The organism is Streptomyces sp. NPDC004134 (assembly GCF_042874195.1).
GTDB lineage: Bacteria > Actinomycetota > Actinomycetes > Streptomycetales > Streptomycetaceae > Streptomyces.
In genome coordinates, this window is record NZ_JBIAMS010000015.1 from 126,746 (window position 1) to 153,537 (window position 26,792).

Annotated in this window: 23 protein-coding genes and 1 pseudogene; 9 read left to right on the top strand and 15 right to left on the bottom strand. The window is 74.8% G+C overall.

What is annotated here, in order from left to right; translation table 11 throughout:
* Positions 1–741: 741 nt before the first annotated feature.
* The gene (locus tag ACFYVJ_RS20105; RefSeq protein ID WP_388893191.1) at positions 742–3,090 is read left to right on the top strand and encodes a family 20 glycosylhydrolase; all 2,349 of its coding nucleotides are present in this window, start codon (positions 742–744) and stop codon (positions 3,088–3,090) included.
* A 54-nt stretch (positions 3,091–3,144) separates the two neighbouring features.
* Here ACFYVJ_RS20105 and ACFYVJ_RS20110 read toward each other — a convergent pair whose 3' ends face one another.
* The 7 genes and pseudogenes from ACFYVJ_RS20110 to ACFYVJ_RS20140 form a co-directional block, all read right to left on the bottom strand.
* Positions 3,145–4,056: an ADP-ribosylglycohydrolase family protein gene (locus tag ACFYVJ_RS20110; protein WP_388893193.1), complete on the bottom strand. Its 912-nt coding sequence runs from the start codon at positions 4,054–4,056 to the stop codon at positions 3,145–3,147.
* Complete coding sequence (locus tag ACFYVJ_RS20115; protein ID WP_388893195.1) at positions 4,053–4,178, bottom strand: hypothetical protein; 126 nt, start codon at positions 4,176–4,178, stop codon at positions 4,053–4,055. Before ACFYVJ_RS20115 ends, ACFYVJ_RS20110 begins: the two co-directional genes overlap by 4 nt.
* A gap of 39 nt (positions 4,179–4,217) precedes the next feature.
* Complete coding sequence (locus ACFYVJ_RS20120; RefSeq protein WP_388893197.1) at positions 4,218–4,889, bottom strand: response regulator; 672 nt, start codon at positions 4,887–4,889, stop codon at positions 4,218–4,220.
* Positions 4,886–6,235: a sensor histidine kinase gene (locus tag ACFYVJ_RS20125; protein ID WP_388893199.1), complete on the bottom strand. Its 1,350-nt coding sequence runs from the start codon at positions 6,233–6,235 to the stop codon at positions 4,886–4,888. The genes ACFYVJ_RS20120 and ACFYVJ_RS20125 overlap by 4 nt, the downstream gene beginning before the upstream one ends.
* 11 nt (positions 6,236–6,246) lie before the next feature.
* On the bottom strand, positions 6,247–7,377 hold the full coding sequence (locus ACFYVJ_RS20130; RefSeq protein WP_388893201.1) for an acyltransferase: 1,131 nt from the start codon (positions 7,375–7,377) through the stop codon (positions 6,247–6,249).
* Between the two features lie 217 nt (positions 7,378–7,594).
* Positions 7,595–8,515, bottom strand: a pseudogene (locus tag ACFYVJ_RS20135) (alpha/beta hydrolase); the annotation flags it as partial.
* A 487-nt stretch (positions 8,516–9,002) separates the two neighbouring features.
* Positions 9,003–9,767 (bottom strand): class I SAM-dependent methyltransferase, encoded by a 765-nt coding sequence (locus tag ACFYVJ_RS20140; RefSeq protein WP_388893203.1) that lies wholly within the window; start codon positions 9,765–9,767, stop codon positions 9,003–9,005.
* 113 nt (positions 9,768–9,880) lie between these two features.
* Between ACFYVJ_RS20140 and ACFYVJ_RS20145 the strand changes: the two genes are divergently transcribed.
* Positions 9,881–10,471, top strand: coding sequence for a 2'-5' RNA ligase family protein (locus tag ACFYVJ_RS20145; protein ID WP_388893205.1), 591 nt, complete (start codon positions 9,881–9,883; stop codon positions 10,469–10,471).
* 36 nt (positions 10,472–10,507) lie between these two features.
* Here ACFYVJ_RS20145 and ACFYVJ_RS20150 read toward each other — a convergent pair whose 3' ends face one another.
* On the bottom strand, positions 10,508–10,927 hold the full coding sequence (locus tag ACFYVJ_RS20150; RefSeq protein WP_388893207.1) for a winged helix-turn-helix transcriptional regulator: 420 nt from the start codon (positions 10,925–10,927) through the stop codon (positions 10,508–10,510).
* A 97-nt stretch (positions 10,928–11,024) separates the two neighbouring features.
* Between ACFYVJ_RS20150 and ACFYVJ_RS20155 the strand changes: the two genes are divergently transcribed.
* Positions 11,025–11,675, top strand: a complete 651-nt coding sequence (locus ACFYVJ_RS20155; RefSeq protein WP_388893209.1) for an NAD(P)-dependent oxidoreductase — start codon at positions 11,025–11,027, stop codon at positions 11,673–11,675.
* Positions 11,676–11,743: 68 nt separating this feature from the next.
* Here ACFYVJ_RS20155 and ACFYVJ_RS20160 read toward each other — a convergent pair whose 3' ends face one another.
* Positions 11,744–12,745 carry a GlxA family transcriptional regulator gene (locus tag ACFYVJ_RS20160; protein ID WP_388893211.1) on the bottom strand — a complete coding sequence of 334 codons (1,002 nt, stop codon included), beginning with the start codon at positions 12,743–12,745 and terminating at the stop codon, positions 11,744–11,746.
* Positions 12,746–12,816: 71 nt separating this feature from the next.
* On the opposite strand from ACFYVJ_RS20160, the gene ACFYVJ_RS20165 reads away from it, so the two are divergent.
* Complete coding sequence (locus ACFYVJ_RS20165) at positions 12,817–14,214, top strand: APC family permease (RefSeq protein WP_388893213.1); 1,398 nt, start codon at positions 12,817–12,819, stop codon at positions 14,212–14,214.
* Positions 14,215–14,282: 68 nt separating this feature from the next.
* Here ACFYVJ_RS20165 and ACFYVJ_RS20170 read toward each other — a convergent pair whose 3' ends face one another.
* Entirely contained in the window at positions 14,283–14,903 is a 621-nt protein-coding gene (locus tag ACFYVJ_RS20170; RefSeq protein ID WP_388893215.1) for a DsbA family protein, read from the bottom strand.
* An 88-nt stretch (positions 14,904–14,991) separates the two neighbouring features.
* Between ACFYVJ_RS20170 and ACFYVJ_RS20175 the strand changes: the two genes are divergently transcribed.
* Both ACFYVJ_RS20175 and ACFYVJ_RS20180 read left to right on the top strand, forming a co-directional pair.
* The gene (locus ACFYVJ_RS20175; protein ID WP_388893311.1) at positions 14,992–15,540 is read left to right on the top strand and encodes an AAA family ATPase; all 549 of its coding nucleotides are present in this window, start codon (positions 14,992–14,994) and stop codon (positions 15,538–15,540) included.
* A 146-nt stretch (positions 15,541–15,686) separates the two neighbouring features.
* A complete protein-coding gene (locus ACFYVJ_RS20180) occupies positions 15,687–16,427 on the top strand; it encodes a metallophosphoesterase family protein (RefSeq protein ID WP_388893217.1) in 741 nt (246 codons plus the stop codon).
* A gap of 99 nt (positions 16,428–16,526) precedes the next feature.
* On the opposite strand, the gene ACFYVJ_RS20185 is transcribed toward ACFYVJ_RS20180, so the two are convergent.
* On the bottom strand, positions 16,527–17,567 hold the full coding sequence (locus tag ACFYVJ_RS20185) for a slipin family protein (RefSeq protein ID WP_388893219.1): 1,041 nt from the start codon (positions 17,565–17,567) through the stop codon (positions 16,527–16,529).
* A 306-nt stretch (positions 17,568–17,873) separates the two neighbouring features.
* Positions 17,874–18,791 (bottom strand): S1 family peptidase, encoded by a 918-nt coding sequence (locus ACFYVJ_RS20190; RefSeq protein ID WP_388893221.1) that lies wholly within the window; start codon positions 18,789–18,791, stop codon positions 17,874–17,876.
* 526 nt (positions 18,792–19,317) lie between these two features.
* On the opposite strand from ACFYVJ_RS20190, the gene ACFYVJ_RS20195 reads away from it, so the two are divergent.
* Positions 19,318–19,764 (top strand): cell division protein SepF, encoded by a 447-nt coding sequence (locus tag ACFYVJ_RS20195; RefSeq protein ID WP_388893223.1) that lies wholly within the window; start codon positions 19,318–19,320, stop codon positions 19,762–19,764.
* Positions 19,765–19,842: 78 nt separating this feature from the next.
* Here the strand turns inward: ACFYVJ_RS20195 and ACFYVJ_RS20200 are convergent, their stop codons facing one another.
* Together ACFYVJ_RS20200 and ACFYVJ_RS20205 are read right to left on the bottom strand one after the other, a co-directional pair.
* Entirely contained in the window at positions 19,843–21,033 is a 1,191-nt protein-coding gene (locus tag ACFYVJ_RS20200) for an acyl-CoA dehydrogenase family protein (protein WP_388893225.1), read from the bottom strand.
* The gene (locus tag ACFYVJ_RS20205; protein WP_388893227.1) at positions 20,981–22,849 is read right to left on the bottom strand and encodes an MFS transporter; all 1,869 of its coding nucleotides are present in this window, start codon (positions 22,847–22,849) and stop codon (positions 20,981–20,983) included. Before ACFYVJ_RS20205 ends, ACFYVJ_RS20200 begins: the two co-directional genes overlap by 53 nt.
* Positions 22,850–23,423: 574 nt before the next feature.
* Between ACFYVJ_RS20205 and ACFYVJ_RS20210 the strand changes: the two genes are divergently transcribed.
* On the top strand, positions 23,424–24,368 hold the full coding sequence (locus ACFYVJ_RS20210; protein ID WP_388893229.1) for a phosphatase PAP2 family protein: 945 nt from the start codon (positions 23,424–23,426) through the stop codon (positions 24,366–24,368).
* 34 nt (positions 24,369–24,402) lie between these two features.
* On the opposite strand, the gene ACFYVJ_RS20215 is transcribed toward ACFYVJ_RS20210, so the two are convergent.
* Entirely contained in the window at positions 24,403–24,627 is a 225-nt protein-coding gene (locus ACFYVJ_RS20215; RefSeq protein WP_388893231.1) for an I78 family peptidase inhibitor, read from the bottom strand.
* 409 nt (positions 24,628–25,036) lie between these two features.
* Between ACFYVJ_RS20215 and ctaD the strand changes: the two genes are divergently transcribed.
* Complete coding sequence (gene ctaD, locus ACFYVJ_RS20220) at positions 25,037–26,764, top strand: cytochrome c oxidase subunit I (RefSeq protein ID WP_388893233.1); 1,728 nt, start codon at positions 25,037–25,039, stop codon at positions 26,762–26,764.
* The last annotated feature ends 28 nt before the right edge of the window (positions 26,765–26,792 follow it).

A 26,792-nucleotide genomic window follows, 5' to 3' on the forward strand; every position in this document is an offset into this window, starting at 1 on the left:
ACGGGAACGGCGCGGCGGGCCGCCGCCGGTCGCACCCGCACGGGCGGCGGACACGATGCGACACGGCCGCGCCCGCCCGACCCTGCCCCGCGCGAGCAACTCCCGTGCCGCGGTGCGCCTGACGAGGTGTCCGGGGCGGGCGGCGGCGCAGCGCTCGGAGCAACCGGACGCGACGTGCACGCGGACGAAGCCCACCTTGCCGCACCTCCATCACTCCACCCCATTTCGGCCTTTTGTCCGGATCAATTCTCTCGCACGTCCGTTCGAATACCCTAGCCCCCGCGAGCCCGCCCGGCGAACGCTCCGGATCGCGCAATCCTCCAGCCCGGAGGCGCCGCGAAGGCCGCCGGCGCCGCGCTTTCCGCCATCTCCGCGCCCGGGCAGGCGAGTTGGAGGTGCGGGCGCCCGCACATGAGATACGTCACTCGCCAGGCGCAGGGTGAGCCGAGCGGCGGACGCCGGTGCGCGACCGCCGGCACCGGCCGCCACCCTCCACCCGGACGCGATCCACGGATTGGCCTAGACCAATAGGAACGTTTCAAACTTCTTCACACCGCCCCCACCAGGGACTTTGAATTCAAGTGGTGTAGACCTCTTGACCCTTGAGTGCGCGCACATCTACGTTCCCGTCCATCCCACCCCCCGCTCCCGGACGGCCGTTCGGACCCCACAGCCGGCCGCCCGTGCACCGCCGCGCCAAGGACCCACCGCTGCCCACACACCCATCTCCGGGAGTAGACGATGTCCGCACCGTCCGAAGAGCAGACCGTCCGCCGCAGAACCGTCCTCGCCGCCGCCGGGTCCGCCGCCCTCGTCGCGGCCTCCGCCACCCCGGCCCTGTCCGCACCGGCACCGGCACCCGCGGCCGCCCCGGCCGCCGCCGGCGCCCCCTGGCCGGAACCCGCGCGCGACGTCGCCAGGGACGGCACCGCGACCGCGTCCAGCGTCTACGACCTCGACCCGGCGAGGTTCGCCGCCGCGCACGTCAACGACGGCGACCTGAGCACCCGGTGGGGCTCCAACTCGCCGGAGAACGGCTACCCCGACCCCAGCCGCGAGTGGGTGCAGATCGAACTCGCCGAGCCCAGCCCGGTGCACCACGTGGTGGTCCACTGGGAGACCGCGCGCGCCGCGCACTACCAGATCCACGTCTCCGACGACGGCCAGACCTGGCGTACCGCCCGCGACGTCCCCGACGCCCCGGGCGGCAGGGAAGTCCTCGAACTCGGCCTCACCACCCCGGTCCGCTACGTGCGGATGCAGGGCGTCGCCGTGGCCACCGGCTGGGGCTACTCGATCTTCGCCATGGAGGTCTGGAACGGCCCGCGCCCCGGCGTCGGCCTCCCCGCGGGCCGGGTGATCCCGGTCCCGGTCGCGCAGACCTCCCGGCCGGACGCCCGCCCCTTCGAGCTGGGGCCCCGCAGCCGGATCGTCGCCACCGACCGGAAGGCCCGCGCCGTGGCCGGGCTCCTCGCCGGATACCTGCGCCCGGCGACCGGCTACCCGCTGCCCGTCGTCGGCGGCCCGGGCCGGGACGGCGACATCACGCTGCTGCTCGGCCGCTCCCACGCCCCGTCCCGGGCCCGGCTGGCCGTCGCCGAGGGCTACACCCTGGCCGCCGGCGAGCGCGGGGTACGGATCGCGGCGGCGACCCCGCACGGCCTGCTCAACGGCGTGCAGACGCTCCGGCAACTGCTGCCCCCGTGGATCGAGAGCGACATCGCGGTGCCCGGCCCGTGGACCGTCGAGGCGACCGAGATCCGCGACCACCCCCGGTTCGGGCACCGCGGCCTGATGATCGACCCGGCCCGCAACTTCCTGGAGGTCCGCGAGGTCAAGGAACTCGTCGACGGGCTCGTGCAGTCCAAGGGGAACGTGCTGCACTGGCACCTGACCGACGACCAGGGCTGGCGGGTCCGGATCGACTCCTGGCCCCGGCTCACCGAGGTCGGCGGCGGGATGTCCATGCCCGGCGGGCGGACCGGCTTCTACACCAAGGACCAGATCAGGGACGTCGTACGGTACGCCGCGGACCGGCACGTGCAGGTCATCCCCGAGATCGAGATGCCCTCGCACACGACGGCGGCCAGGACCGCGTACCCGCAACTGAGCGGCGCCGGCGGCTACCTGGCGGATCTGGAGACCACCTACGCGTTCGTCGACGACGTCCTCCGCGAGGTCGCCGCGCTCTTCCCCTCCCCCTATGTCCACCTGGGCGCCGACGAGTCGGACATGCCGCACGACCAGTACGTACGGTTCCTGCGCCGGGTCGAGGGCATCGCCCGCGGCCACGGGAAGACCATGATCGGCTGGTCGCCGAGCTGCGGGGTCGGGCTGGACACGGAGACGGTCCACCACTACTGGCAGGACCAGAGCCGGGAGATGTCACGGGAGTGGTTCGACCCGCGCCGCCCGGTGCTGCTCTCCCCGACCCAGCAGACGTACCTGGACTACCCCTACCCGACGTACGACACCCGGCGCGCGTACTCGTGGAACCCGTCCGACCTCACCGACGGCTGGACGGGCGCCAAGGTGCAGCGCGACTACGGGCTCAACAACGAGGACATCATCGGCATCGAGGCGCCGATCTGGGGCGAGCGGATGCTGCGCGGCCTGCCCGACGTGCAGTACCAGGTGTTCCCCAGGCTCCCGGCGATCCTGGAGAAGGCGTGGTCCCCCGCCGAGGCCACCGAGGACGCCGAGGGCGTGGTGGCCAGGACCGGAGTGCAGGGCGCGCGCTGGCAGTTCGCCGGCCGGAACTTCTGGGCGGACCCGGGGGTGCGCTGGGAGCCCGCGGCGGTCGGCGCCGGCCTTCGCGCCGGCCGGGACGGCACGGTGAGCGGCGCGGTGGCGCGGCTGGCGCTGCCGGGGGTGGCGCCGGCCGGGGTCACCGCGACGGTGGAGTGGGGCGACGGCAGCACGGGCCCGGCGGCGGTCACGGGCGACGCCCCGGGCGACCGCCAGGTCAACGGTGTCTACCGCATCGAGGCCGACCACCGCTACGCCCGCCGCGGCACCTACCGGGGCACCGTCCGCATCACCACCCCGACCGCCACGACGACCGCCCACTTCACCGTCACCCACGGCTGACACCCACGGCCGGCCGGCGCCCGGCGGGGGCGCCGGCGGGCCCCGCAACCGGTGCTACTCCGGCACGACCGGGGGCAGCGGTTCGCGGGCCGCGTGCCAGGCGGCGGGGAGGGCGGCGACGCCTGTGCGGGCGGCGATCACGCCGCCCGCCATGGCGCAGGTGGTGTCGATGTCGCCGCGCCCCGCGACCGTGAACCACAGGCCCTCGTGCAGGTCGTCGAGGTGCCCCGCCGCGCACCACAGGGCGTAGGGGACGGTGTCGGGCCCGGACATCCGGTAGCCGGAGCCCAGGACCTCCGCGGCATGCCGGACCGAGGTGCTCTCCGGCAGGCGGGCCGCGATCCGCACCCCCGATCGCACGTCGCCGTCCGGGAGCCGTTCCGCGACCGCCCGCAGGAAGTCCGGCCGGGCCGGGGCGTGCCCGCCCCGGCTGCGGGTCGCGAGCGCCGCCGCGAGGGCGACCGCCACCGCCCCCGCGGCCGCCTCCGGGTGATGGTGCGAGACCGCGCCCTGGAGGGCGGCCTGTTCGGCGACCGCGTCGAGGTCGGCGGCGTGCCAGGCACCGAGCGGGGCGGCGCGCATCGCCGCGCCGTTACCCCAGGACCCCAGGCCGCCGAACTGCCCGGCGACCACCTCCCGCCAGGGCTCGCCCGCACCGATCCGGCGGAGTACGTCGTGCATCGAGGCCCCGTAGCCGCGGTGGGTGTCGCCGGCGTACGCGGCCGCGAGGCGCAGCGCGAGGCGGTCCTGGTCGACGGTGCCACCGCCCTCGGCGAGTTCCCGTACGAGGACGAGCGCCTGGGCGGTGTCGTCGCTCCACCGCCACACCTCTTCCGGGGGCGGCGTCCGCGCCTCCAGGGCCGCAGGTCCTTCCCGGCGCAGGATGCCGAACCAGCGGTCGCCGAAGGCGTCACCGAAGGCGAGCCCGTGCAGCGAATCCAGCACGGCGGTGGGCAGGTTGATCACCGGGGCAGTATCGCAGCGAACCGGCGCCGCTCCACCCGGATTCCGGCTTCGCCGGGGCCGGGCCCGGTGCCGTCCCACGGGTGGAAGACCACCATGGGCAGCCCGCGGTCGTCGGTGGGCACACGGTCCCGATCCGCCCGGTAGTGATCCGCGGGAAGCGGCTAGTGGCCCGTGGGGCGGATGAGGCCCGTTTCGTAGGCGAAGACCGCTGCCTGGGTGCGGTCGCGCAGGGACAGTTTGGTCAGGATGCGGCCCACGTGGGTCTTCACCGTCTGCTCCGCCACCACCAGCCGCTCGGCGATCTCCGCGTTCGACAGGCCCTGCGCGATCAGGCCCAGGACCTCCGTCTCGCGTTCCGTCAGGCCGCCGACGCGGTCCTTCAGCGGGGTGCGCGGGGTACGGGTCAGGCGGGCGAACTCGGTGATGAGGCGGCGGGTCACCGCGGGGGCGAGCAGGGCGTCGCCGGTGGCGACGACCCGTACCGCGTGGGCCAGTTCCGCGGCCGAGGCGTCCTTCAGGAGGAAGCCGGACGCGCCCGCGCGCAGCGCCTCGTACACGTACTCGTCGAGGTCGAAGGTCGTCAGGATCAGCACCCGGACGGCCGCGGACGGCGGCTCGGTGAGGCGGCGGGTGGCCTCGATGCCGCCGAGGCCGGGCATCCGGATGTCCATCAGCACGACGTCCGGGCGCAGTTCGGCCGTCTTCGCGACCGCGTCGGCGCCGTCCACCGCCTGGCCGACGACCTCGATGCCGGGCTCGGCGTCGAGCAGCACGGTGAAGCCCTGGCGCACCATGACCTGGTCGTCGGCGATCAGCACGCGGATGTTCGTCACGGGGCGTCCTCGGGTGTGGCGGATACGGCAGGGGTGGCGGGCGCGGCACGGGCCACCGGCAGTATCGCGGTGACCTCGTAGCCGCCGTCGGGGGTGGTGCCGGCGGCCAGTTCGCCGCCGAGCATCGCGGCGCGCTCCCGCATCCCGAGCAGCCCGTGCCCCGCCCCCGCCCAGGGCGGCGCGGCGCGCTCGGGCGCGGTGTTGGTGACGCGGACCGTGAGCCCCGCCGGGTGGTAGCCGATCTCGGCCAGGGCGCGGGCCCCGGGCGCGTGCCGGGCCACGTTGCTGAGCGCCTCCTGCACGATGCGGTACGCGGACAGCTCGATGCCCGGCGGCAGCGCGTACGGCTCTCCGGTGGTCCGGGTCCCGGCGTCGACCCCCGCGCGGCGTACGGCGGCGGCGAGTTCGCCGAGGCGGTCGAGCGTGGGCTGCGGGGCGTGGCGTACGTCGTGGGGGTGCAGGGCGGCCGCGTCCGGCGACTGGTCGTCGGCGCGGAGCACGCCGAGCACCCGGCGCAGTTCGGTCAGCGCCTCGACGGCGCTCGCGCGGATCCCCGCCAGGTTCTCCTTCAGCTCCGCCGGCGGGTCCCGCACCAGGTGCGGCGCGACCTGCGCCTGGATGGAGATCACCGACATGTGGTGCGCGACCACGTCGTGCAGCTCGCGCGCGATCCTGGTGCGCTCCTGGAGCAGCACGCGCCGGGCCCGTTCCTCCGCGGTCAGCTCCTCCTGCGCCGCCAGTTCGGTACGGGCCACCCGCCGCCCGCGCAGCGCGACGCCGACTCCGACGGGGAGCGTGAGGACCAGGACGGCGAACGGCACGCCCTCCGTGTCGCCGAGGAAGCCGTAGCAGAGGCCCACCAGCACGCTGATCACCAGCGTCTCCACCGCGACCCGCGGCCGGCACCGCAGCGCCACCGCGAACAGCACCGTGGCCTGGAGCACGAGCCCGGTGCCGGTCCACGGGAACATCACGCCCGACTCCGAGCCTGAGGAGACGAGCGCGTACCGCGCGACCACCACCATGGCCGCCGTCATGATCCACCACGCCAGCACCGGCCGGACCAGCGCGATCAGGAACGCCGCCGTCTGCAGCGCGGTGAGCAGGGCGGAGACCCGCATGCCCATGCCGTAGCCGAAGGCGTACTGGTTGATGGCGGCGATCTGCAGCGCCACCAGCCCCAGCACGACCGGCACGAACAGCGCCGGCAGCCACTCGCGCACCCGTGAGCGCTCGGCGGCGGCAGCCGCTGCCGTAGTCGGCGGCGGGCTGACGGCCGTCGTCCACAGGTCCGCGCGCAACACCCGCAGGGCCGTGCGCAGCCATGCGGCCACTCGCTGTGCCATCGTCCCCTCCTTCACTTGACCCACCCTAGGTACCTCGCCTGGCGGGTCCGGCCCCGCTCGTACGGTTGGAAAGCGGCCCGGCACACCAGCAGCACCGCCGCGAACAGCGGCAGCCACAGCAGCCGGGCCGCCACCCAGCCGCCCCCGTCCGGCGGCGTGTGCAGCCCCGGCAGCGGCCCGCCCGCGAGCAGGCCGAGAGCCGAGACCGCCATCATCGCCGTCTGGTGCCAGAGGAAGACCGTCATCGCCGACAGATTGAGCAGCGCCACCGCCGCCCACGCGGCGGGCCGCCGCAGCGCCCGGCGCAGCGGCCCGAGCAGCAGCAGCGCGGCGCCGCACTGGGCGAGGCCGAAGGTCACGGCGGCGAGGGTCGGCGGACCGAGGTTGGAGACCGCGGCTCCGGGCACGCCGACCATGGCGGCGGGGTAGCCGGCGGCCAGCACCAGGCCCGCCGTCGCCGCCGCGCCGCCGCCGAGCAGGACCCACGCCGTCCGCCGTCCGGGCAGCCCGCGGCGGGCGCCGCGCGCGCCCAGGGCGTACGGGACGAGCCACCCCGCGGCGACGTTCACCCACCCCAGCGCGGCGGGCCCGCCGGACCCCAGCCGCCACAGGTCCACGCACCCGACCACGGCCAGCGGCCACAGCGGGTGCAGCCGGGCGGCCGCCGGGGTCGCGGCGGTCAGTGCGGCGAACACCAGCAGGAACCACAGCGGCGACAGCGCCAGCTTGCCGAGGGCCCGTACGGTCACGTATCCGGCGCCCGACGCCAGCAGCACGCCGAGGACCACCGCCCACACCGCGAGCACGGCGGCGACGGGCCGGAAGAGCCGTGCGAGCCGGGCGCGGAGCCAGCGGGCGTAGGGGGTGCGGGCGGCGCGGGCGGAGGCGTGGCCGCGGGCGGCGACGTAGCCGCCGACGAAGAAGAAGACGGCCAGGGTCTGCAGCGCCCAGGAGACGGGCGCCAGCGCGGGCATGTGGTGCAGCGGGCTGGCGGCGCGCACGGTGCCGCTGTCGACGACGAGGGCGGTGACCAGCCAGTGCCCGAGCACGACGCCGAGGATGGCGAGGGCGCGGAGGGCGTCGATCCCGCGGTCGCGGGTGGCGGGGGTGGCGGCGTCGATGCGGAGGAGGACGTCACGCATGGGCGCGGCCGTGGGCCCGGAGGTCCGGGAGAGAGGGGCCCTGGGCGTACGGGGAGGGCGAGCACGGCGTCCGCGGGCGCGCGGTCGCGGGCAGGTGCCGGGCGGCCGGGCCGCGGCCGTGGGGATACGGGCACGGGAGATCCGCGGTGACCGCCGCGCGCGGCCCGGCGGCCTCGCCCGTCACGGGCGGGCCCGCCGGGCCCGGGCGCGCGCAGGCTGCCTCCCCCTGCACGATCCCGGCCATGCTCCGCAGCGGTACGGAGCCGGGGGTCAGGTAGTCGCTGTGGCCGCCCGCGCCCGCGGGGAAGGGGCACGCGCCGAAGGCCGGCGAGACCGGGTCCCGGCCGAAGCCGAGGGTCGTGACGAGCAGCGGGATCCGTACGTGCGGCACCTCGCCCACCCAGTCGCCGGCGCCCCGGCCCGCCCACACCGTGGCGGGCGTGCGCAGGTCGGCGGCGGTGTCCGCGCCGACCCCCGGGCTGGCGTACAGCACGATGTCCGCGACCCGCAGCCCCGCGGCGGCCCGGCCGCAGACCACCGAGCCGTACGAGTGGCAGAGCAGCGAGATCCGGGCGCCCGGGCGGGCGGCGGTCAGCGAGCGGACGAAGTCGCGGAGCCGGGGCGCGGCCGCTTCGGCGCGGCCCGCGGTCAGCGACTCGGGGCCGACCGTGCTCGGCGTCGCGTAGCCGAGCCAGGCGACGACGGCGCCCGGCCCGTCGCCCGGCGGGTCCGCGCGCAGTTCGGCGCGCAGCGCCTCGGCGCCGGCGCGGAAGCGCCCGTACGCGTCGAGGCCGGTATCGGAACCGGGTACGAGGACGGCGATCCGCCCGGCGTGCGCCAGGTCGCCGAACACCTCGGCGCTGCGCCCGCCGTCGCGGCCGTCGAACGAGACGAACCTCCGCCCGGGCGCCGCCATGGCGCGCAGCGCGTCGGCGCGCCGCCGGTCGCCGTGGGCGGCGGCCATCCGCGCGGCGGCGCGGATGCCGTCGCGGTTGGCGGCGTACCGCTGCGCGAGGGCGGCGGGAGTGGCGGCGCCCACGTCGAACGGGACGTCCGGCACCGGCGCCGGCACGGCGGCGGGCCGCGCCGCGGCGGCCACGGGCAGCGCCACGGAGGCCGCGACCGCCGCGGCCAGCAGCCCCCGCCGCAACCGCGCGCCGCGGGTACGAGCCGCGGTGCGGCGGGACCCGGCACCGGAAGGACCGCCTCCGCGAGACCGGGCGCTGAAGGGCCGGGCGCCGAAGGGCCGGGCGCCGAAGGGCCAGGCGCCGAAGGGCCAGGCGCCGGGGCGCTCCGCGGCCCGCGGCCGGGCGCCTGCCGGACGGGCACCGCGGAACCGCGCGCCCACGCGGCCCCCGGCCTCCGGCCGGACCTCCGGCTGCCCCGCGCCGCGGTCACCCGCACCCCGCGGCCGGGCCCCGCGGTTCACGGCCCACCGCCTCAACCCCTCACCGCGCACGTCCGGTTCGGACGGTCGGGGGCGTGTCATAGCGGGTCCTCTCACCGGGGTGTGATCCGGTGAGAAAGCTACGAACCGGCGGGCCTCGTCGGCGTCCCGCCGGAGAGCCCACCTGGCGGGTAGCTCTCAGGTATGACGGGTACGGGCGGCGCGCCGCCGTCCGTGCTCAGCCCCGCAGCACCGCCCGGTCGACCAGCGTGACCAGCGGCACCTCGAACTCCGTGCGCTGCGTCTCGGGGCGCGCCGCCAGGTAGCCCCGCACCCGCGCGAGCAACTGCGCCCGCTCGTCCTCCGGGAGCAGCAGCAGCCGCGAGTGGGTGGCGACCATCGCCGTCAGCGAATCGCGCGTGTACCGCAGCCGGTTGGGGAACCGCTGCCGCTGCACCGGTTCGTACCTCTCGTGGGCCGGCACCTCCACCTCGTCCGCCAGGTCGGCGAAGCACGCCTCGCCGCGCGTGACCTCGTCGAGGCCGATGATCCAGTCGACCTCGCGGTCGCCCCCGTTCCACAGCCCGGCGACCACGCCGCCCGGCCGCAGCACCCGGGCGATCTCGGGCAGCGCCCGCTCCGGGTCGAACCAGTGGAACGCCTGCCCCACCAGCACCGCGTCCACGGAGCCGGCCGGCAGCGGGATCCGTTCCGCCGTCCCCTCGTGCGCCGGCACGTCCGGCAGCGCGCGCCGCAGCTCCGCCCGCATCGCCGCGTCCGGCTCGACGGCCGTGGTCGGCACGCCCTCCGCGACCAGCGCGGCGGTCAGCTTGCCGGTGCCGGCCGCGAGGTCGAGGACGTGCGGCCCTTCGCGGTCCGCGACCGGTGCCAGGGCCCAACGGACCGCGGCCGCGGGGTAGTCGGGGCGGAACTCGGCGTAGGCCGCGGCCTGGCCGCCGAAGGAGGAAGCGCGCCGCCGGTGCAGCTCGGGGTCCGTAGTCATGATCGGTACGGTACGCCGTGCGCGAAGCCGCAGGACAGACGTTTTCCACGCGCCGCCCGGGCACCGGAACCGCGCCGGAACCGCCCCGGGAGCCACCGCCGTACGATCCCTGCATGCCACGCGCGCGCACCGAACCCGCAGCCGACACGGACACCGAGGGCTGGCCCACCGCGCCCGGCACGACCGCGCTCAGCGTGTCGCTGCCCGAGGTGGATCCCGTCGTACGGAGCTGGCGCGCCCGCTACGACACCGCCGCCGCCCACGGCGGCACCGCTCACGTCACCGTCCTCTACCCGTTCCGCCACCGCGACCGCGTCGACGCGCCTGTACGCGCCGCGCTGCGGCGGCTGTTCGCCGCCCACGAGCCGTTCCCGGTGACGTTCGCGCGCTGCGCCCGCTTCCCCGGGGTGCTCTACCTCGTCCCCGAGCCGGACGACCCGCTGCGGGCGCTGACGAAGGCGGTCGTCGAGGAGTGGCCGGACCATCCGCCGTACGGCGGCCTCTTCGGCGACCTCGACCCGCACCTGACGGTCGCCAACGGCGGCGGCGAGGCGGTGCACGCGGCGATCGAGGCGGACCTCGCGCCCCGGCTGCCGGTCGCGGCGCGGGTGCGGGCGGTGGACCTGGTGGCGTACGACGGGCGGCGGTGGCGGGAGTGGCTGCGCTTCCCGCTGGGCGGCCGGGAGCCGGACCACGGCGGATAGGGCGTACGCCGGGGGCGTACGGGACCGCCCCGAAGCTCAGCCCCCCGAAGCCCCCGGAGCCCCCGCCGGACCCACGGCACCCACGGTCCCCGCCCGCCGCTCGTACGCCTCCCTGGCGTCCAGCAGTTCGTCCCAGTGCTCCGCCGCCCACGCGCACGCCGCCCGCAGCGGCTCCAGCATGCTCCGCCCCAGCGGCGTCAGCGCGTACTCCACCCGCTGCGGCGGTCCCTCGTACACCGTCCGCGCCACCAGCCCGTCGCGCTCCAGGGAGCGCAGCGAGCGCGTCATCATCTTGGGCGTCACGCGCCGCAGCGGGACGCGGAGTTCCGAGTAGCGCCGCGGCCCGTCCTCCAGGCACGCGAGGAGCAGGCCGCCCCACTTGTCGCCGAAGCGGAACGGCACTACCGACGACGGGCACAGCTCGTCGAACATGTCGGGGCGCAGCGGCTCGCTCATCCCGCCAGCGTAGGCGGCACTCCCGGTATCCCGGAGGAAACCGCCCGCCCGGTTAGCGTGCGGCGGACGACGACGGCCGAGCAGTGGGAGGCAGCCGATGGGCAGGATCGTGGTGTACGGGGCGGGCGGCAGGGCCGGTCGCCGGGCGGTGGCGGAGGCGCGGCGGCGCGGGCACGAGGTGGTCGCCGTGGTGCGGGACCCGGCGAAGCACGCGGGGGTCGCGGGCGAGGGCATCCGGCTGGTGGCCGGCGACGCGGCGGACGCGGAGGCGGTGGCCGCCACCGCGGCCGGCTGCACCGCGGCGATCTCCGCGGCGGCGGTGTACGGGGAGGGCACGGACCCGGACGCCTTCTTCCGTGGCTCGGCGAAGGCGCTGGTCGCCGGTCTCGGCCGGGCGGGGGTGCCGCGGCTGGTCCTGGTCGGTCTGGCGTCGCTGCTGCCGGACGCGACGGGCCGCCGGATGCTCGACGACCCGGCGTTCCCGGCGGAGTTCCGCCCCTTCTGCGAGGCGCACGCGGCGGGCCTGGACATCCTCCGTACGGCGCCGCCCGAGCTGGACTGGCTCTACGTCAGCCCCGCGGGCGACTTCGACCACGAGGCCGGCCGCACGGAACACGGCTACCGCGTCCACCCCCACGGCGACGCGGGGGCGCGCATCTCGTACCCGGACTTCGCGGTCGCCCTGCTGGACGAGGCGGAGTCGCCCCGCCACAGCCGTACGCACCTGGCGGTGACCGAGGCCCTCTGACGGGCCGCGGGCCGGGGCACCCCGGTCAGCACCATCCGGGGCCCGGCGCCCCCGTCACCGCGCCCCCGTCACCGTGCCCGGTCCCGGAACACGTGCCGGTACGTCCGCGGCGACACCCCCGTCTGCCGGGCGAACTGGTGCCGCAGGTTCGCCGCGCTCCCCAGCCCCGCGCGCCGCGCCACCGCCTCCACCGGCACGTCGGTGGTCTCCAGCAGCTCCTGCGCCAGCCGGACCCGCTCCTGCAGCAGCCACTGCAGCGGGGTGACGCCGAGGGTGTCGCGGAACCGGCGGGCGAAAGTCCGCTCGGCGAGGTGGGCGGTGCGGGCGAGCGCGGCCACGGTCAGCGGCTCGTGGAGCCGGGCGCGGGCCCAGTCGAGCACGGGTGCCAGCCCGTGGCCGGGCGCCGCCGGGCGGGCCGGGGCCGGCGGCAGCTTGGCGTACTGGGCCTGGCCGCCCTCGCGGTGCGGGGGTACGACCATGCGCCGGGCGACCTCGTTGGCGACGGCCGCGCCGTGGTCCCGGCGGACGAGGTGGAGGCAGAGGTCGACGGCGGCGCCGGTGCCCGCGGAGGTGAAGACGGGGCCGTCCTCGCAGTACAGGGCGTCGGGTTCGACGCGGACGCCGGGGAAGCGGTGGATGAAGTCGGCGGCGTTCATCCAGTGCGTCGTCGCGCGCCGCCCGTCCAGCACGCCGGCCGCCGCCGGTACGTACGCGCCCGCGCACAGCGCGACGATCCGCTTGCCCGCCTCGTACGCCTTCCGCACCGCGGCGACGAGGTCGGGCGGCGGGTCGAGCTGGAGGCTGCGGGGCAGCCCGGGGATGAGCACGGTGTCGGCCTCCGCCAGGTCGGCGAGGCCGTACGGGCTCTGCAGGAGCAGCCCGGGGGCGGTGCTCAGCGGCCCCGGCTGGGCGGCGCACAGGCGCAGCTCGTACCAGGGTTCCGCGAGGTCGCTGCGGTCGAGGCCGAAGACCTCGCAGGGGACGGCGAGTTCGTAGGCGGGGGCGCCGTCCGTGACGGCGACCCCGACGACGTGGCGGGGCACCGGGGAGTCGGGCGGCGGCGCAGTCATGGCAGGAATTTAGCGCAGGGAGGCATTTCTGCCCATGGCCGTGCGGGGTGCCGGCGGGCGAGGCTCCGGTCATGGCCGACACCACCAGCGGCGCCGCCCCGGCGGCCGGCGCCGAGCCGCCGCATGCCGCGGCCCCGGTACGCCCGGGGCGTACCCCGGGACTCCGGGCGGGGCGCGGCCCGGAACCCGCCCCGCAGGGCCGCGCACCCGGCGGCCTCACCGCCGCGCAGGGCACCGCGATGTACGTCGGCGCCGTCCTCGGCACCGGCGTCATCACCCTGCCCGCGCTCGCCGCCGACACCGCGGGCCCCGCCTCCCTCGTCGCGTGGGCCGCGCTCGTCCTGGTCTCCGTGCCGCTGGCCGCCACCTTCGCCGCCCTCGGCGCCCGCCACCCGGACTCCGGCGGCGTCTCGACGTACGCCAGGCTCGCCTTCGGCGAGCGCGCCGCGACCGTCGTCGGCTGGTGCTTCTTCCTCGCGATACCGCCGGGCGCGGCGGCCGCCGCGCTCTTCGGCGGCGCGTACGTCTCCGCCGCCGTGGGCGGCGGCACGGCGACCACCACCGCCACCGCGGCCGGGCTGATGGCGGCGGTCACGGCCGCCAACGCCGCGGGGCTGAAGGTGACCGGGCGGCTGCAACTGGCGCTCGCGGTGCTGCTCGTCGTCCTCCTGCTGACCGCGGTGCTGCTGTCGCTCCCCCACGCCCGTACGGACCATCTGCGGCCCTTCGCGCCGCACGGCTGGACCGCCGTCGCGCCGGCCGCGGCGCTGCTGGTGTGGAGCTTCGCGGGCTGGGAGGCGATCACGCACCTGGCGGGCGAGTTCCGCCGGCCGGCCCGCGACCTGCCGCGCGCGACGGGCGCGGCCGTCGCGCTGGTCGGCGTGCTGTACCTGTCCGTCGCCTTCGCCGTCGTCGCGGTGCTCGGCCCGGCCGCGGCGGACTCCGACGCGCCGCTCGGCGACCTCATGGCCCGCGGCCTCGGCGGCCCCGCCCGCCATCTGGCCGCGGGCGCCGCGCTGCTCCTCACCCTCGGCGTCATGAACGTCTACTACGCGGGCGCCGCCAAGCTCGGCGCCGCCCTCGGCCGCGACGGCGCGCTGCCGGCGAAGCTGGCGCGGGGCAGCGAGGCCGGGGAGGTGCCGCGGCGCAGCCTGGCGGTGATCTCGGCGCTGGCGTTCGCGGCGCTGGCGGCGGTGACGCTGACGGACACGGGCACGAAGCCGCTGGTGCTGCTGACCACGGGTTCGTTCACCACGGTGTACGCCGTGGGGGTGGCCGCCGCGTTCCGGCTGCTGCCGCGCGGCAGCGGGGGGCGGAAGGCGGCGGTGCCGGCGATGGTAGCGGTCGCGGCGCTGCTGGTGGCCTCGGGCCCGTACCTGCTGTGGCCGCTGGCCGTGACGGCGGCGGCGTGCTTCTGCACAAGACGCCGCCGGCCGGCGGCGGGGGCCGGCCCGTCGGCAACCGGGTAAGGACCGGGTGCCCCTGGCACCCGGTCCTTACCGGCTCGTCTCGATCGGCCGCTCGGCCGGCGGACCGCTCAGTCGAAGCTCAGGTCGCCCGTGCGCGTCCGCTTCAGCTCGAAGAAGTTCGGGAACGTCGCCATCGCCACCGCACCGTCGAAGATCCGCACCGCCTCGTCGCCCCGCGGGATGGCGGTCATCACGGGCCCGAAGAAGGCCACGCCGTCGATGTGGATGGTCGGCGTGCCGACGTCCTCGCCGACCGGGTCCATGCCCTCGTGGTGGCTCTTGCGCAGCGCCTCGTCGTACTTGTCGCTCTCCGCCGCCTCGGCCAGCTCGGCCGGCAGGCCCACCTCGGCCAGGGCCTCCTTGACGACGGTCCCGTAGTCCTTCTCGCCCCCGTTGTGGATGCGGGTGCCGAGCGCGGTGTAGAGGTCGCGCAGGACCTCCTCGCCGTGCTGCTGCGCGGCGGCGATGCAGACCCGCACCGGGCCCCACGCCTTGTCCAGCAGCTCCCGGTACCAGTCCGGCAGGTCGCGGGCCTCGTTCAGCACGGACAGGCTCATCACCCGGAAGCGCAGGTCGATGTCCCGCTGCCGTTCCACTTCGATGATCCAGCGCGAGGTGATCCACGCGAACGGACAGGCGGGGTCGAAGTAGAAGTCGACCTTGGGCTTTTCACCGGCGGCAGCCGCCATGGGCCATCTCCCTGCTGTGGTACGGATAGTCGCGACATTGACGCGAGCGTCAACGCCGGACGTCCCGGCCGCATTCCGAGGAGCCGCCATTTTCCCCGACACCCCGGCGGTCCTGCTGCTGACCGGCATCCAGGCCGCCGGCAAGTCCACCGTCGCCCAGTCGATCGCCGAACGGCTGCCGCACTCGGCACACGTGCGCGGCGACGTCTTCCGCAGGATGGTCGTCGGCGGACGCGCCGAGATGACGCCGGAGGGGTCGCCCGAGGCGCTGCGGCAGTTGCGGCTGCGGTACGGGCTGATGGCCCATACGGCGGACGCGTACGCGGCGGCGGGGTTCACGGCGGTGGCCCAGGACGTGGTGCTGGGCGCCGAGCTGCCGCGGACCGCGGCCCTGTTCCGTACGGACCCGCTGCTCGTCGTCGTCCTGGCGCCGCGCCCGGCGGAGGTGGCGGCCCGCGAGGCGGGGCGGGCGAAGACGGCGTACGGCGCCGCGTGGGGCGTACGGGAACTGGACGGCGTGCTGCGCGACGAGACCCCGCGCCTCGGGCTGTGGCTGGACACCTCGGACCAGACCCCGGCGGAGACGGCGGACGAGATCCTGGCCCGCGCCTGGCAGGAGGCCCGCGTCGAGCGCTGAGGCGACGGCCGCGCAGCGCGCTGAGGCGACGGCCGCGCAGAGCGCTGACACCCGCCGTACGGGCCCCACTCCCCCGCTGCCGCGCCGCCGCCCTGCTCTCGGCGAATCCCCCCGCGCGCCGCCGCGCCGCCCGGCACCCTGGTCGCATGCCCGAGACCGTCGCCGTACTCTCCGACATCCACGGCGTGCTGCCGGCCCTCGAAGCCGTGCTCGCCGAACCCGACGTACGCGCCGCCGACGCCGTCGTGCTGACCGGCGACCTCGCCGCGGGACCGCTCCCCGACCGCACCCTCGACGCCCTGGCCGCGCTCGGTGACCGCGCCGTGTGGGTGGGCGGGAACGCCGACCGGGAGCTGGTCGGGTACCGCCGCGGCGCCCGCGCCGGCATCCCCGATCCGATCGCGCCGTGGGCGGCGGAGCAGTTGCGCGCGGAGCAGGTCGAGGTGCTGGCGGCGCTGCCCGCGAGCGCGACGCTGCCGGTCGGCGGCCTCGGGCAGGTGTACTTCTGCCACGCCACCCCGCGCGCCGACGACGAACGGGTGCTCGTGGACTCGGCGGCCGGGCGCTGGGCGGAGGTGCTGGGCGGCCTCGGGCCGGAGGTCGAGACCGTGGTGCTCGGGCACACGCACATGCCCTTCGCCCGGCTCACCCACGGCCGGCTCGTGGTCAACCCGGGCAGCGTCGGCATGCCGTACGGTCGCCCCGGCGCCCACTGGGCGCTGCTCGGCCCGGGCGGCGCGGCGCTGCGGCGGACGGCGTACGACTACGGGGCTGCCTGCGCCCGGATCGCGGCGGAGTCCGGCTACGCGGACGCGGCGGCGTGGGCGGACGAGTACGTGTGGGCGCGCAACTCCGCGGAGGACGCCCTCGCCGCCTTCAGCGCCTGAAGGCGGCGAGGGCGGAGGATCCGGTACGCACCCGCCGGCCACCCCGGGCCGGCGGGCAGCACCGCACCCCCGGGTCCGTACGGCGTACGACCACGCCCGTCAGCGCTCCGGGTCCGTCCGGTCCGGCCGCGGCGGCTCCAGTTCCTCCGCCGACGCGGTGTCTCCCGGGTCCACCTCCTCCGGCCGGTCCGCCGGAGCCACCGAATCGCCCAGCTCCGTCTGCTCGACCGCGCGCAGCGGGTCGACCGGGTCCACCGGCGCCGGCACGTCCTCGTGCTCGCCCGCGTCCGGCGAGGTCCCCGCACCCTCCGCCGCCGGGGGCGGCGGTGGTGGCGGCGGGGCAGGGCTGCCGGCCGGTGCCTGCGCCGGCCCCGCCACCCCCGGCTGCACCCGCTCCAGGAACCGCAGCAGCTCCACCGGGAACGGCAGCACCAGCGTCGAGTTCTTCTCCGCCGCCACCGACACCACCGTCTGCAGCAGCCGCAACTGCAGCGCCGCGGGGTGCTCCGACATCTGCTCCGCCGCCTGCGCCAGCTTCCGGGACGCCTGCAACTCCGCGTCGGCGTTGATGACCCGCGCGCGCCGGTCGCGCGCCGCCTCCGCCTGCCGGGCCATGGAGCGCTTCATGGTCTCGGGCAGCGACACGTCCTTGATCTCGACCCGGTCGATGGTCACGCCCCACTCCACGGCCGGGCTGTCGATCATCAGCTCCAGGCCCTGGTTGAGCTTCTCGCGGTTGGAGAGCAGGTCGTCCAGCTCGCTCTTGCCGATGATCGACCGCAGCGAGGTCTGCGCCATCTGGGAGACCGCGAAGCGGTAGTCCTCGACCTGCACGACCGCGTCGGCAGGGGCCACGACCTTGAAGTACACGACCGCGTCGACACGGACCGTCACGTTGTCGCGGGTGATGCCCTCCTGGGCCGGGATGGGCAGGGTCACGATCTGCATGTTGACCTTACGCATCCGGTCCACGAACGGGACGATCATCGCGAAGCCGGGGCCGCGGACACCGGGCCTGAGCCGGCCGAGCCGGAAGACCAACCCCCGCTCGTACTGTTTGACCACCCGGGCCCCGGCCAGCGCATAGATGGCCCCGAGACAGGCGATGGTCACCGCCGCTGCGATCAGTCCTTCGATCATCACGGCCCCCTGCGTCGCGTGGGAGTCAGCCGGTCTCCCTCAAAGGTAGCCCCGCTGCCGGGAGGGAGATACCGCTGGGAGCCGGCCCATGGCGGACGAGGGTCCGGGAGACCGCCGCGGGGCCCGGGAAACCGGGGCAGAACCGGGCGGCGGAAACCCCCCGCGGCCGGTCCCCCGATCGGCCCCGCAGACCCGCAGACCCGCAGACCCGCAGACCCGCACCGCCCCCGCCCGGTGGGGGTCCGGGCGGGAGCGGCGGCCGGGGCGCTCAGGCCCCGTGCGTCGGATTCGGCGGACGCCGGGGGGTCAGTAGACGCTCACCCCGTAGGCGTTCAGCGCCTCCACGACCGGCTGGAAGAACGTCGTGCCGCCGCTCGAGCAGTTGCCGCTGCCGCCGGAGGTCAGGCCGAGGGCCGTCGTGCCGGAGAACAGCGGGCCGCCGGAGTCGCCGGGCTCGGCGCACACGTTGGTGCGGACCATGCCGTAGACGATGTCGCCGCCGCCGTAGTTCACGGTCTGGTTCAGCCCCGTGACGCTGCCGCCGTGGACGCCGGTGGTGGAGCCGCTGCGCCGCACGGACTGGCCGACGGTCGCGTTGGCGGCACTGGTGATGTCCTGGGTGGTGCCGTTGTACAGGTCGACGGTGCCGGGGTGGGTCTGCGCCGTGTTGCTGTACCTGACCAGCCCGTAGTCGTTCGTCGGGAAGCTCGACCCGGCGGTCGGGCCGATGGTGGTGGTACGGCCGGAGTTGCTCCACCAGGTGCCCGCGCCGTCGGTGCAGTGGCCGGCGGTGACGAAGTAGTACGTGCTGCCGCTGCGGACGTTGAAGCCGAGCGAGCAGCGCCAGCCGGAGGCGTAGATGGCCTGGCCGCCGTTGATGTAGCGCTGGAGCTTGCCCTTCATGCGCTCGATCCGCAGGGCACCGGCGTCGGCGCCGGCGGTCCGCTTGATGCGGGCCACCTCGGCGTTGGTCACCGTCTCGTCGATGCTGACGACGAGGGTGCCGGTCTTCTTGTCGACGCCCCAGGCGGTGCCGCCGACGTCGGCGGCGAGCACCGCGTCGTCGGCTCTCGCCAGGGTCGCGGCACTGTAGCCCTCGGGTTGCTGGGCGGCGCCCGACGCCGGTACCGCGAGTGCGGCGCCGGCCAGGGCGGCGGTCAGCGCGGCGACCAGCCGCAGTCGCTTCTTGGTGCCGCTCAGTGGGGGTGTGCGCTTGATCCTCACTCAATCCTCCGAGTGTGCTCGGGGACCCGCCGGCGGGCAGGCCCGTGAGGCGCAGCCACGGGGCGGAGAAAACACGGAAGGGCTCGCCCGGCCGGCATCGGTGCGCCCGGCCGTGGGGGTGCGGCCCCTTATTTTCGTCGTGCCCCTGACAAGCGCTGCTGAGAGTATTCAGACGATGACAGGTGTGCACAAGTAGGCACTGGCACATGTTGGCGTAATCGCGCCCGCGGCCCGGTCCGACCGGCCAGACCGGGCCGCCGACCACTCGAACAGCACCGGAACCACCCGAGCGGAGGCCGAAACACCCGTCCGGCCCCGCGGTAATCTCCTGTCACCCCGTCAGACCCCCTGCGCTGGGGGAACTCTGACGAACCGACAGCCGTTTCTGTGCCAGTACTGTCACGAACCCGGCCCGTGCCCTCTATCTGATTGGCACATCATCCGCATCATGGATGACCATAGGTGAGCGGACAGACATCCCCGGACTCCGGGGACAGCCCACGCCGCGGGAGAGAGAGGAGGCGTCATGGGATCGGTACGCAGGGCTAGTGCCTGGCTCGGCCTCGTCGACGACAACGATGACGAGCGCTACTACGACGGGTACGAAGACGACAGCGCGGACACCCCCCAGGCAGACGCCGCCTGGACGACGGACCCGCGCGTGCGCGTGGCGTCCCAGGTCGCCCAGGAGCAGGGGCGCCGTATCGCCACCGTGTCGCCGGACGGGTTCCGGGACGCGCGCGGAATCGGCGAGCTCTTCCGCGAGGGCGTCCCCGTCATCGTGAACCTCACGATGCTGGACGCCTCCGACGCCAAGCGCGTCGTCGACTTCGCGGCGGGGCTGACCTTCGGGCTGCGCGGCTCCATCGAGCGGGTGGCGACGCGGGTCTTCCTGCTGACCCCCGCGGAGTACGCGATCGTGCCGGGCGAGGTGCCCCGCTCCACGCAGGGCGGGTTCTTCAACCAGAGCTGACGCGACGGCCGTAGCAGAAGTCCACGGAAGAAGACGACAGAAGAAGACGACCACGAGACCGGGGCTGGGCCGTACGGCTCAGCCCCGGAACGCGTCCAGCCCCGTCAGCGCCTTGCCCAGCACGAGCTGGTGCATCTCCACCGTGCCCTCGTACGTCAGCACCGACTCCAGGTTCGTGGCGTGCCGCATCACCGGGTACTCCAGCGAGATGCCGTTCGCCCCGAGGATCGTGCGGGCCGTCCGGCAGATCTCGATCGCCTCGCGGACGTTGTTGAGCTTGCCGAAGCTGACCTGCTCCGGGCGCAGCGTGCCGGCGTCCATCCGCGTACCGAGGTGGTGCGCGAGCAGCACGCCCTTGTGCAGTTCGACGGCCATGTCGGCGAGCTTGGCCTGGGTGAGCTGGAAGCCGCCGATGGGCTTGCCGAACTGCTCGCGGGTACGGGCGTAGTCGAGCGCCGCGTCGAAGGAGGCGCGGGCCGCGCCCATGGCGCCCCAGACGATCCCGTAGCGGGCGTGCGTCAGGCAGCTCAGCGGGCCGCGCAGCCCGGTGGCCGCCGGCAGCACCGCGTCGGCGGGCAGCCGCACCTCGTCGAGGACCAGTTCGGCGGTGACCGACGCGCGCAGCGACCACTTGTGCCTGATCTCCGGCGCGCTGAAGCCGGGCGTGTCGGTGGGCACGGCGAAGCCGCGGATGCCGTCGTCGGTACGGGCCCACACGACGGCGACGCCGGCCACCGTGCCGTTGGTGATCCACATCTTGCGTCCGGTCAGCACCCAGTCGGTGCCGTCGCGCTTCGCGTACGTGCGCATCCCGGCCGGGTCGGAGCCGTGGTCCGGCTCGGTCAGGCCGAAGCAGCCGATGACCTCGCCGGTGGCCATCCGCGGCAGCCACCGCTGCTTCTGCTCCTCGGACCCGAACCGCCAGATGGCGTACATCGCGAGCGAGCCCTGCACGGAGACCAGCGAGCGGATGCCGGAGTCGGCGGCCTCCAGCTCCAGGCAGGCCAGTCCGTACTGCACGGCGGAGGCGCCGGCGCAGCCGTAGCCCGTGAGCGACATGCCCAGGGCGCCCATCGCGCCCAGCTCGCGGGCCAGTTCGCGGATGCCGGGCAGCTCGCCGCGCTCGTACCAGTCGGCGATGTGCGGCAGCACACGGTCGGCGGCCCAGCCGCGCACGGTGTCGCGGACGGCGAGGTCCTCGGGGCCGAGGAGGTCGTCAACTCCCAGCGGATCGGCGGGGTTGAACGGCGGCGTAGTGCTTGAGCCCATGGCTGTCGTCCTCCGGCGGTCCCTCGGGGTCACGGCCCGACGCTACTTGCGCGTATTCGGCGGCGTCCAGCCTCTCCGCGCGCGGCGTGACGTCTTGCACACGCCGTACGCGCACGGGCCCCGCACCCCGCTTCCGCGCCCGGCCGCCGCCGTCCCGCGCGCCGTCCGCCGCACCCCGCTGACGGCGCACCCCGAGCGGGGCCACGGGACCGGCGCCCGCCTGCTCGCCTGTGCCCTTCGCCGGGCCGCCGGCTGCCTCGCCGGGCTCACCGCACTCCATCGAGCGCGGCAGCCGCAGCGCCGTGAGCGCGCCGAGCAGCAGCAGCCCGGCGCTGACGGCCAGCGTGACGTGCATGCCCTGCACGAACGCGTCGCGCGCGGCGTCCCGCAGCGTGGCCCCCGCCGCGCCGCCCAGCTCGGCCGCGGCCTCGTACGCCTCTCCGAGCGAGTTGCCCGCCGCGTCGCCGGCGCTCGACGGCACGCCGGGCACGGTGCCGAGCGCGGGCCGGTAGACGGCGTTCATGACGCTGCCGAGAAGCGCTATGCCGATGCCCGCGCCGAGCTGGTACGAGGTCTCGCCGATGGCCGCGACCCCGCCGGCCTGCTCCGCGGGCGTCTCGCTGAGCATCGACTCGTACGCGCCGAAGATGGTCGTCTCCAGCCCGTATCCGAGCAGCACGAAGCCCGCGCACAGCACCAGCGGCCGGTCCTCCTCACCCAGGCTGATCAGCCCGGTGACGGCGACGGCGGTGACCAGGAAGCCGAGGGCGACCATGGCGCGCGGCCCGAGCGCGGCGACCATCCGGGAGCCGGCGAGGCCCGCGGCCACGGCGGCGACGGTCAGCGGGATCAGCCGCAGCCCGGTCTCCAGCGGGCTGAGGCCGAGGACGAGCTGCATGTACTGCACGGCGACGAGCTGCAGCCCCACGAGGGCGAGGAGCGCGAGCACGATGCAGCCGACGGCGGTGCCGAAGGACCGGCAGGAGATGACGTCGAAGTCGACGAGGGGGTGGGCGCGGCGGCGCTGCCGGCGGACGAAGAGGACGAGCAGGCCGCCGCCGAGGAGCAGCGGCGCGACGACGGCCGGGTGCAGCGGCCCGTCGCCCGCGCCCGCCTGCTTGAACGCGAGGACGACGCCGAAGAGGCCGACGGCGGCGATCAGCGCGCCGAGGACGTCCCAGGGGCCCGCCCGGTCGGCGGTGGACTCCGGCAGCAGCCAGCGGCCCACGGGCACGGCGATCACCATCAGCGGGATGTTGATCAGGAAGACCGAGCCCCACCAGTAGTGCTCCAGCAGGAAGCCGCCGAGCAGCGGCCCGATGGCCGCGCCCACGGCGGCGGTGGCGCTCCACAGCCCGATGGCCGCGGCGCGCTCGCGGCGGTCGGGGAAGACCTGGCGCAGGATCGACAGGGTGGCCGGCATGATCATGGCGCCGCCGACGCCGAGGAGGGCGCGGGCGGCGATCAGCACGTGCGGGTCGCTCGCCGCGGCGGCGAGCGCGGACGCCAGGCCGAAGATCGCGTAGCCGAGGAGCAGGACGCGGCGGCGGCCGACGCGGTCGCCGAGGGTGCCGAAGAGGATCAGCAGGGAGGCGGCGACGAGGGGGTAGGCGTCGACGATCCACAGCAGGTCGACGGCGCCGGGCTTGAGGTCTTCCGTGAGCGCGGGGACGGCGACGTGCAGGACGGTCGCGTCGAGGGCGACGAGCAGGAGGCTGGAGCAGAGGACGGTCAGCACGGTCCAGCGCCCGGCACCGCCGCCGTGGGCGCCGGGAACGTCCCGCGGCGGGCTCGTGGCCGTGGCCGTCCCTGACATCTACGCACCTCCCGGACTCGCGCGAGTCGACAGCGTACGCGAGTCCTCCGGATGCAGGTGGCGGCACTACCCGTTGAGGTGACGGCGCCCGCGGCCGCGGTGGAGCGCGCCCCCTTCCCGGGTCGGGCGCCGTCCCGTCCGCCGCCGTCCCGTCCGGTCCCCCTCGCGCCGGGACGGGTCCGCTGACGTGCCATGATTGCGCGCCCCCGGTCCGGGAAGTCACTGGTTGAGGGCATTGTTCATGATGTGTGACGCCCGTCACATCAGGGCCGGACCGCCCGCCGGGCGAACGGTCCGCAACGGCACGGCGAATCTCCGATAAACGGAGGAGCGCGAAAAACAATTGACCGATTGGCCGCACTCAGATATTCCAAGAAAGCGGAAGACATGAGTCCTGAAATGGCAGTGAGGTAAGGGCCGTTGACGACGCAGTCCACATCACATAGGCATTACAAATCCGGCCGATTGGTCAATCCGCGGCAGTCGGCGATGTAGCGTCGATTCCGTGCGTACCGAAGAGAGACGTCCGCAGGGAGCGGAGCGTCCGACCACACACGGCGGGTGGCAGCCGCGTATGACCAGGACCCGGCTGTGGCTGTTCTGGTCGTCGCTGGCCGTCTACGCGGGGATCGTCGCGGCCGTCGTGACCACGTCGTGGCTGGTGCACCTCGACTGGCAACTGATGCTCTTCCGGCCGTACAAGCAGTGGCCGGAGTTCCACGCATTCCTGGACTACTTCGTGGTGCTCGGGCAGCGCGCCCCCACCGCCGTCGCCGTGCTGGCCTGGCTCGGCTGGCGCGCCTGGCGGCAGCACACCCTGCGCCCGCTGTTCATGCTGGCGGGCTCGCTGCTCCTGCTGAACGTCACGGTCGGCGCGGCGAAGATCGGCATGGGCCGGCTCGGCCCGCACTACGCCACCGAGATCGGCTCGAACGAGATGTGGGCCGGCGGCGATATATTCCCTTCGGGTCACACCGCGAACGCCGTCGTGACCTGGGGTGTCGTGGCCTATCTGGCGACGACGCCGCGGGCCCGCAGGACCGCCTCCGTGGTCTGCGCGATGGTGGCGCTGGGCGTCGGCGGCACGACCGTCTATCTCGGTACGCACTGGCTCAGCGACGTGCTCCTCGGCTGGGTCGCCGGCCTGCTGGTGCTGCTTGCCCTGCCCTGGTTCGAGCCCGGCGTGGCCCGCGCGGAAGCGTGGCTGCTGCACCTGCGCGACCGGCTGCGCGGCGTGCCCGCCACCGGACCGTCCGCGCCGGCCTCGCTGTCGCCGCTGGCCACGCGGGTGTCGATCGTCTCGCAGCGCCCCACGGGGGCCGGTGCGCAGAGCACCAGGGAGATGGCCCGGGTCAGTTCGGGCTCCGGCACCGCCGCCCGGCCCGACACCTGGCCGCACCTGGCGCCGCGCCCGCACACCACGCGGCACGAGCGCCCTCCCGTCACCCCGGCGGGACACCGCCGCCCGCCGCAGTCGGACCGCCCCGGCGGCCGGCCGCAGGCGCGCGCGGGCGGCTGACCGGCACCGGGGCGGGGGACCCTGGGCGCGGGCCCTAGCCGACCCAGGAGCGCGTGACCCGGCCGTCCTGAACGGTGAAGTTGAGCCGTCCGCTCATGAACTCCATGGTGATGATGGCCCCCGGGGGCAACGAGCGGACCGTGGTCCAGCCGCGGTCCCTGGCCCGCTCCTCGGCGTCGGCGGCGGCCAGGCCGACGTAGCTCTCGGGGTCGTCGTCGGGGTTCGGGGACGGTGTCGGCAGGTTCGGTGGAGTCGCCATGGCGCCCACGCTATGCCCCTGGTCACGGCCGCGGTAGGGCGGCGGACCACGGGGATGTCCCGGCCCTGTTCACCGCGGGTCACACTTCTGTCACAGCGCTCGGAGGCCGCCGGGAGGCCCCCGAGAGGGCCCGTACAGGCGTCCGAGAGGCACCTCCTGACGGGCTATCGGGAATTGCTGTCAGCGCCGCTAATCACACCTGCCGTTTACCCGCCGGGCCCCCTGGAATTCATCGAATTTCCCCCTGATGGCGGAGCTCGGCGTCAGCTCCGCATAAACCCTCGGACGGTCTCTGCGCGACACACCGGGCGAACGCGCGTAGCGCGCCGGATCCGTACACCGGTGGCACCGTCGTGCCGTGGACGCGCACGTCGTCTCACGTGACCTACGACCGGAAGGTGCAGAGACGATGGGGACGACAGAGGCGGCACCGGCACCGGCACCTGCTCCCCCGCGCGCGCGACGCCACGGCTCGGTGGTCGTGGACTGGCTGACCACCACGGACCACAAGAAGATCGGGCATCTCTACCTGATCACCTCGTTCGTCTTCTTCCTCTTCGCCGGCCTGCTCGCGATGGTGATGCGGGCGGAGCTGGCCAGGCCGGGGATGCAGATCCTCAGCCACGAGCAGTTCAACCAGTCGTTCACGATCCACGGCACGATCATGCTGCTGCTCTTCGCCACCCCGACGTTCGCCGGGTTCGCCAACGAGATCATGCCGCTGCAGATCGGCGCGCCCGACGTGGCGTTCCCGCGGCTGAACATGCTGTCGTACTGGCTGTTCCTCTTCGGCGGGCTGATCGTGCTGAGCAGCTATCTGACGCCCAGCGGGCCCGCGGACTTCGGCTGGTTCGCGTACGCGCCGCTGAACGGCCCGGTGCACTCCCCCGGTGTGGGCGCGGACCTGTGGATCATGGGGCTGGCGCTGGCGGGCTTCGGCACGATCCTGGGGGCGGTCAACTTCCTCACCACGATCGTCACGATGCGCGCGCCCGGCATGACGATGTTCCGGATGCCGATCTTCACCTGGAACACCCTGTTCACCTCGATCCTCGTGCTGATGGCGTTCCCGGTGCTGGCCGCAGCGCTGCTGGTGCTGGAGTCGGACCGGAAGTTCGGCTCGGTCGTCTTCGACGGGAGCGTGGGCGGAGCGGTGCTGTGGCAGCACCTGTTCTGGTTCTTCGGCCACCCGGAGGTCTACATCATCGCGCTGCCGTTCTTCGGCATCATCAGCGAGATCATCCCGGTCTTCTCCCGCAAGCCGATCTTCGGCTACGTGATGCTGGTCGCCGCCACCATCGCGATCACGGGTCTGTCGATCATGGTCTGGGCGCACCACATGTTCGCCACCGGGGCGGTGCTGCTGCCGTTCTTCTCCCTCGCGTCGTTCCTGATCGCGGTGCCGACGGGGGTGAAGTTCTTCAACTGGATCGGCACCATGGTCAACGGCTCGCTGTCGTTCGAGACGCCGATGCTGTGGTCGATCGGGTTCCTGGTCAGCTTCCTCTTCGGCGGCCTCACGGGCGTGCTGCTGGCCTCGCCGCCGCTGGACTTCCACGTGACGGACACGTACTTCGTCGTCGGCCACTTCCACTACGTGGTCTTCGGGACGGTGGTGTTCGCGACCTTCGCGGGCTTCTACTTCTGGTGGCCGAAGTTCACCGGAAAGATGCTGGACGAGCGGCTGGGGAAGATCCACTTCTGGACCCTCTTCGTCGGCTTCCACGCCACGTTCCTCGTGCACCACTGGCTGGGCGTGGAGGGCATGCCGCGGCGGTACGCGGACTACCTCGACGCCGACGGCTTCACCACGCTCAACACGATCTCCACCATCGGCGCCTTCCTGCTCGGCGCCTCCACGCTGCCGTTCCTGTACAACCTGTGGCACACGGCCAAGGAGGGCGAGAAGGTCGACGTGGACGACCCGTGGGGCTTCGGCCGCTCCCTGGAGTGGGCCACGTCGTGCCCGCCCCCGCGGCACAACTTCACCACCCTGCCGCCGATCCGCTCCGAGTCCCCGGCCTTCGACCTGCACCACCCCTACGCCGTCGCCACGGCGCGGCGGGACGAGCCGGAGCAGCGGGACGAGCCGGAGCAGCCGGAGCAGCGGGACGAGCAGGGGCCACGGGAGCCGTAGCGCGGGCGGAGGCGCGGGCGGGCTCCGG

What these genes read in the sequence shown, in the direction of transcription:
- ACFYVJ_RS20150 (WP_388893207.1), bottom strand. Translation starts at nt 10,927, where the DNA reads ATGAGCGAGCCGCTGCGCCCCGACATGTTCGACGAGCTGTGCCCGTCG.
- ACFYVJ_RS20140 (WP_388893203.1), bottom strand. Translation starts at nt 9,767, where the DNA reads ATGACTACGGACCCCGAGCTGCACCGGCGGCGCGCTTCCTCCTTCGGC.
- ACFYVJ_RS20125 (WP_388893199.1), bottom strand. Translation starts at nt 6,235, where the DNA reads ATGGCACAGCGAGTGGCCGCATGGCTGCGCACGGCCCTGCGGGTGTTG.
- ACFYVJ_RS20170 (WP_388893215.1), bottom strand. Translation starts at nt 14,903, where the DNA reads ATGGCGGCTGCCGCCGGTGAAAAGCCCAAGGTCGACTTCTACTTCGAC.
- ACFYVJ_RS20205 (WP_388893227.1), bottom strand. Translation starts at nt 22,849, where the DNA reads ATGTCAGGGACGGCCACGGCCACGAGCCCGCCGCGGGACGTTCCCGGC.
- ACFYVJ_RS20215 (WP_388893231.1), bottom strand. Translation starts at nt 24,627, where the DNA reads ATGGCGACTCCACCGAACCTGCCGACACCGTCCCCGAACCCCGACGAC.
- ACFYVJ_RS20105 (WP_388893191.1), top strand. Translation starts at nt 742, where the DNA reads ATGTCCGCACCGTCCGAAGAGCAGACCGTCCGCCGCAGAACCGTCCTC.
- ACFYVJ_RS20195 (WP_388893223.1), top strand. Translation starts at nt 19,318, where the DNA reads ATGGGATCGGTACGCAGGGCTAGTGCCTGGCTCGGCCTCGTCGACGAC.
- ACFYVJ_RS20160 (WP_388893211.1), bottom strand. Translation starts at nt 12,745, where the DNA reads ATGACTGCGCCGCCGCCCGACTCCCCGGTGCCCCGCCACGTCGTCGGG.
- ACFYVJ_RS20210 (WP_388893229.1), top strand. Translation starts at nt 23,424, where the DNA reads ATGACCAGGACCCGGCTGTGGCTGTTCTGGTCGTCGCTGGCCGTCTAC.
- ACFYVJ_RS20145 (WP_388893205.1), top strand. Translation starts at nt 9,881, where the DNA reads ATGCCACGCGCGCGCACCGAACCCGCAGCCGACACGGACACCGAGGGC.
- ctaD (WP_388893233.1), top strand. Translation starts at nt 25,037, where the DNA reads ATGGGGACGACAGAGGCGGCACCGGCACCGGCACCTGCTCCCCCGCGC.
- ACFYVJ_RS20130 (WP_388893201.1), bottom strand. Translation starts at nt 7,377, where the DNA reads ATGCGTGACGTCCTCCTCCGCATCGACGCCGCCACCCCCGCCACCCGC.
- ACFYVJ_RS20200 (WP_388893225.1), bottom strand. Translation starts at nt 21,033, where the DNA reads ATGGGCTCAAGCACTACGCCGCCGTTCAACCCCGCCGATCCGCTGGGA.
- ACFYVJ_RS20155 (WP_388893209.1), top strand. Translation starts at nt 11,025, where the DNA reads ATGGGCAGGATCGTGGTGTACGGGGCGGGCGGCAGGGCCGGTCGCCGG.
- ACFYVJ_RS20165 (WP_388893213.1), top strand. Translation starts at nt 12,817, where the DNA reads ATGGCCGACACCACCAGCGGCGCCGCCCCGGCGGCCGGCGCCGAGCCG.
- ACFYVJ_RS20180 (WP_388893217.1), top strand. Translation starts at nt 15,687, where the DNA reads ATGCCCGAGACCGTCGCCGTACTCTCCGACATCCACGGCGTGCTGCCG.
- ACFYVJ_RS20185 (WP_388893219.1), bottom strand. Translation starts at nt 17,567, where the DNA reads ATGATCGAAGGACTGATCGCAGCGGCGGTGACCATCGCCTGTCTCGGG.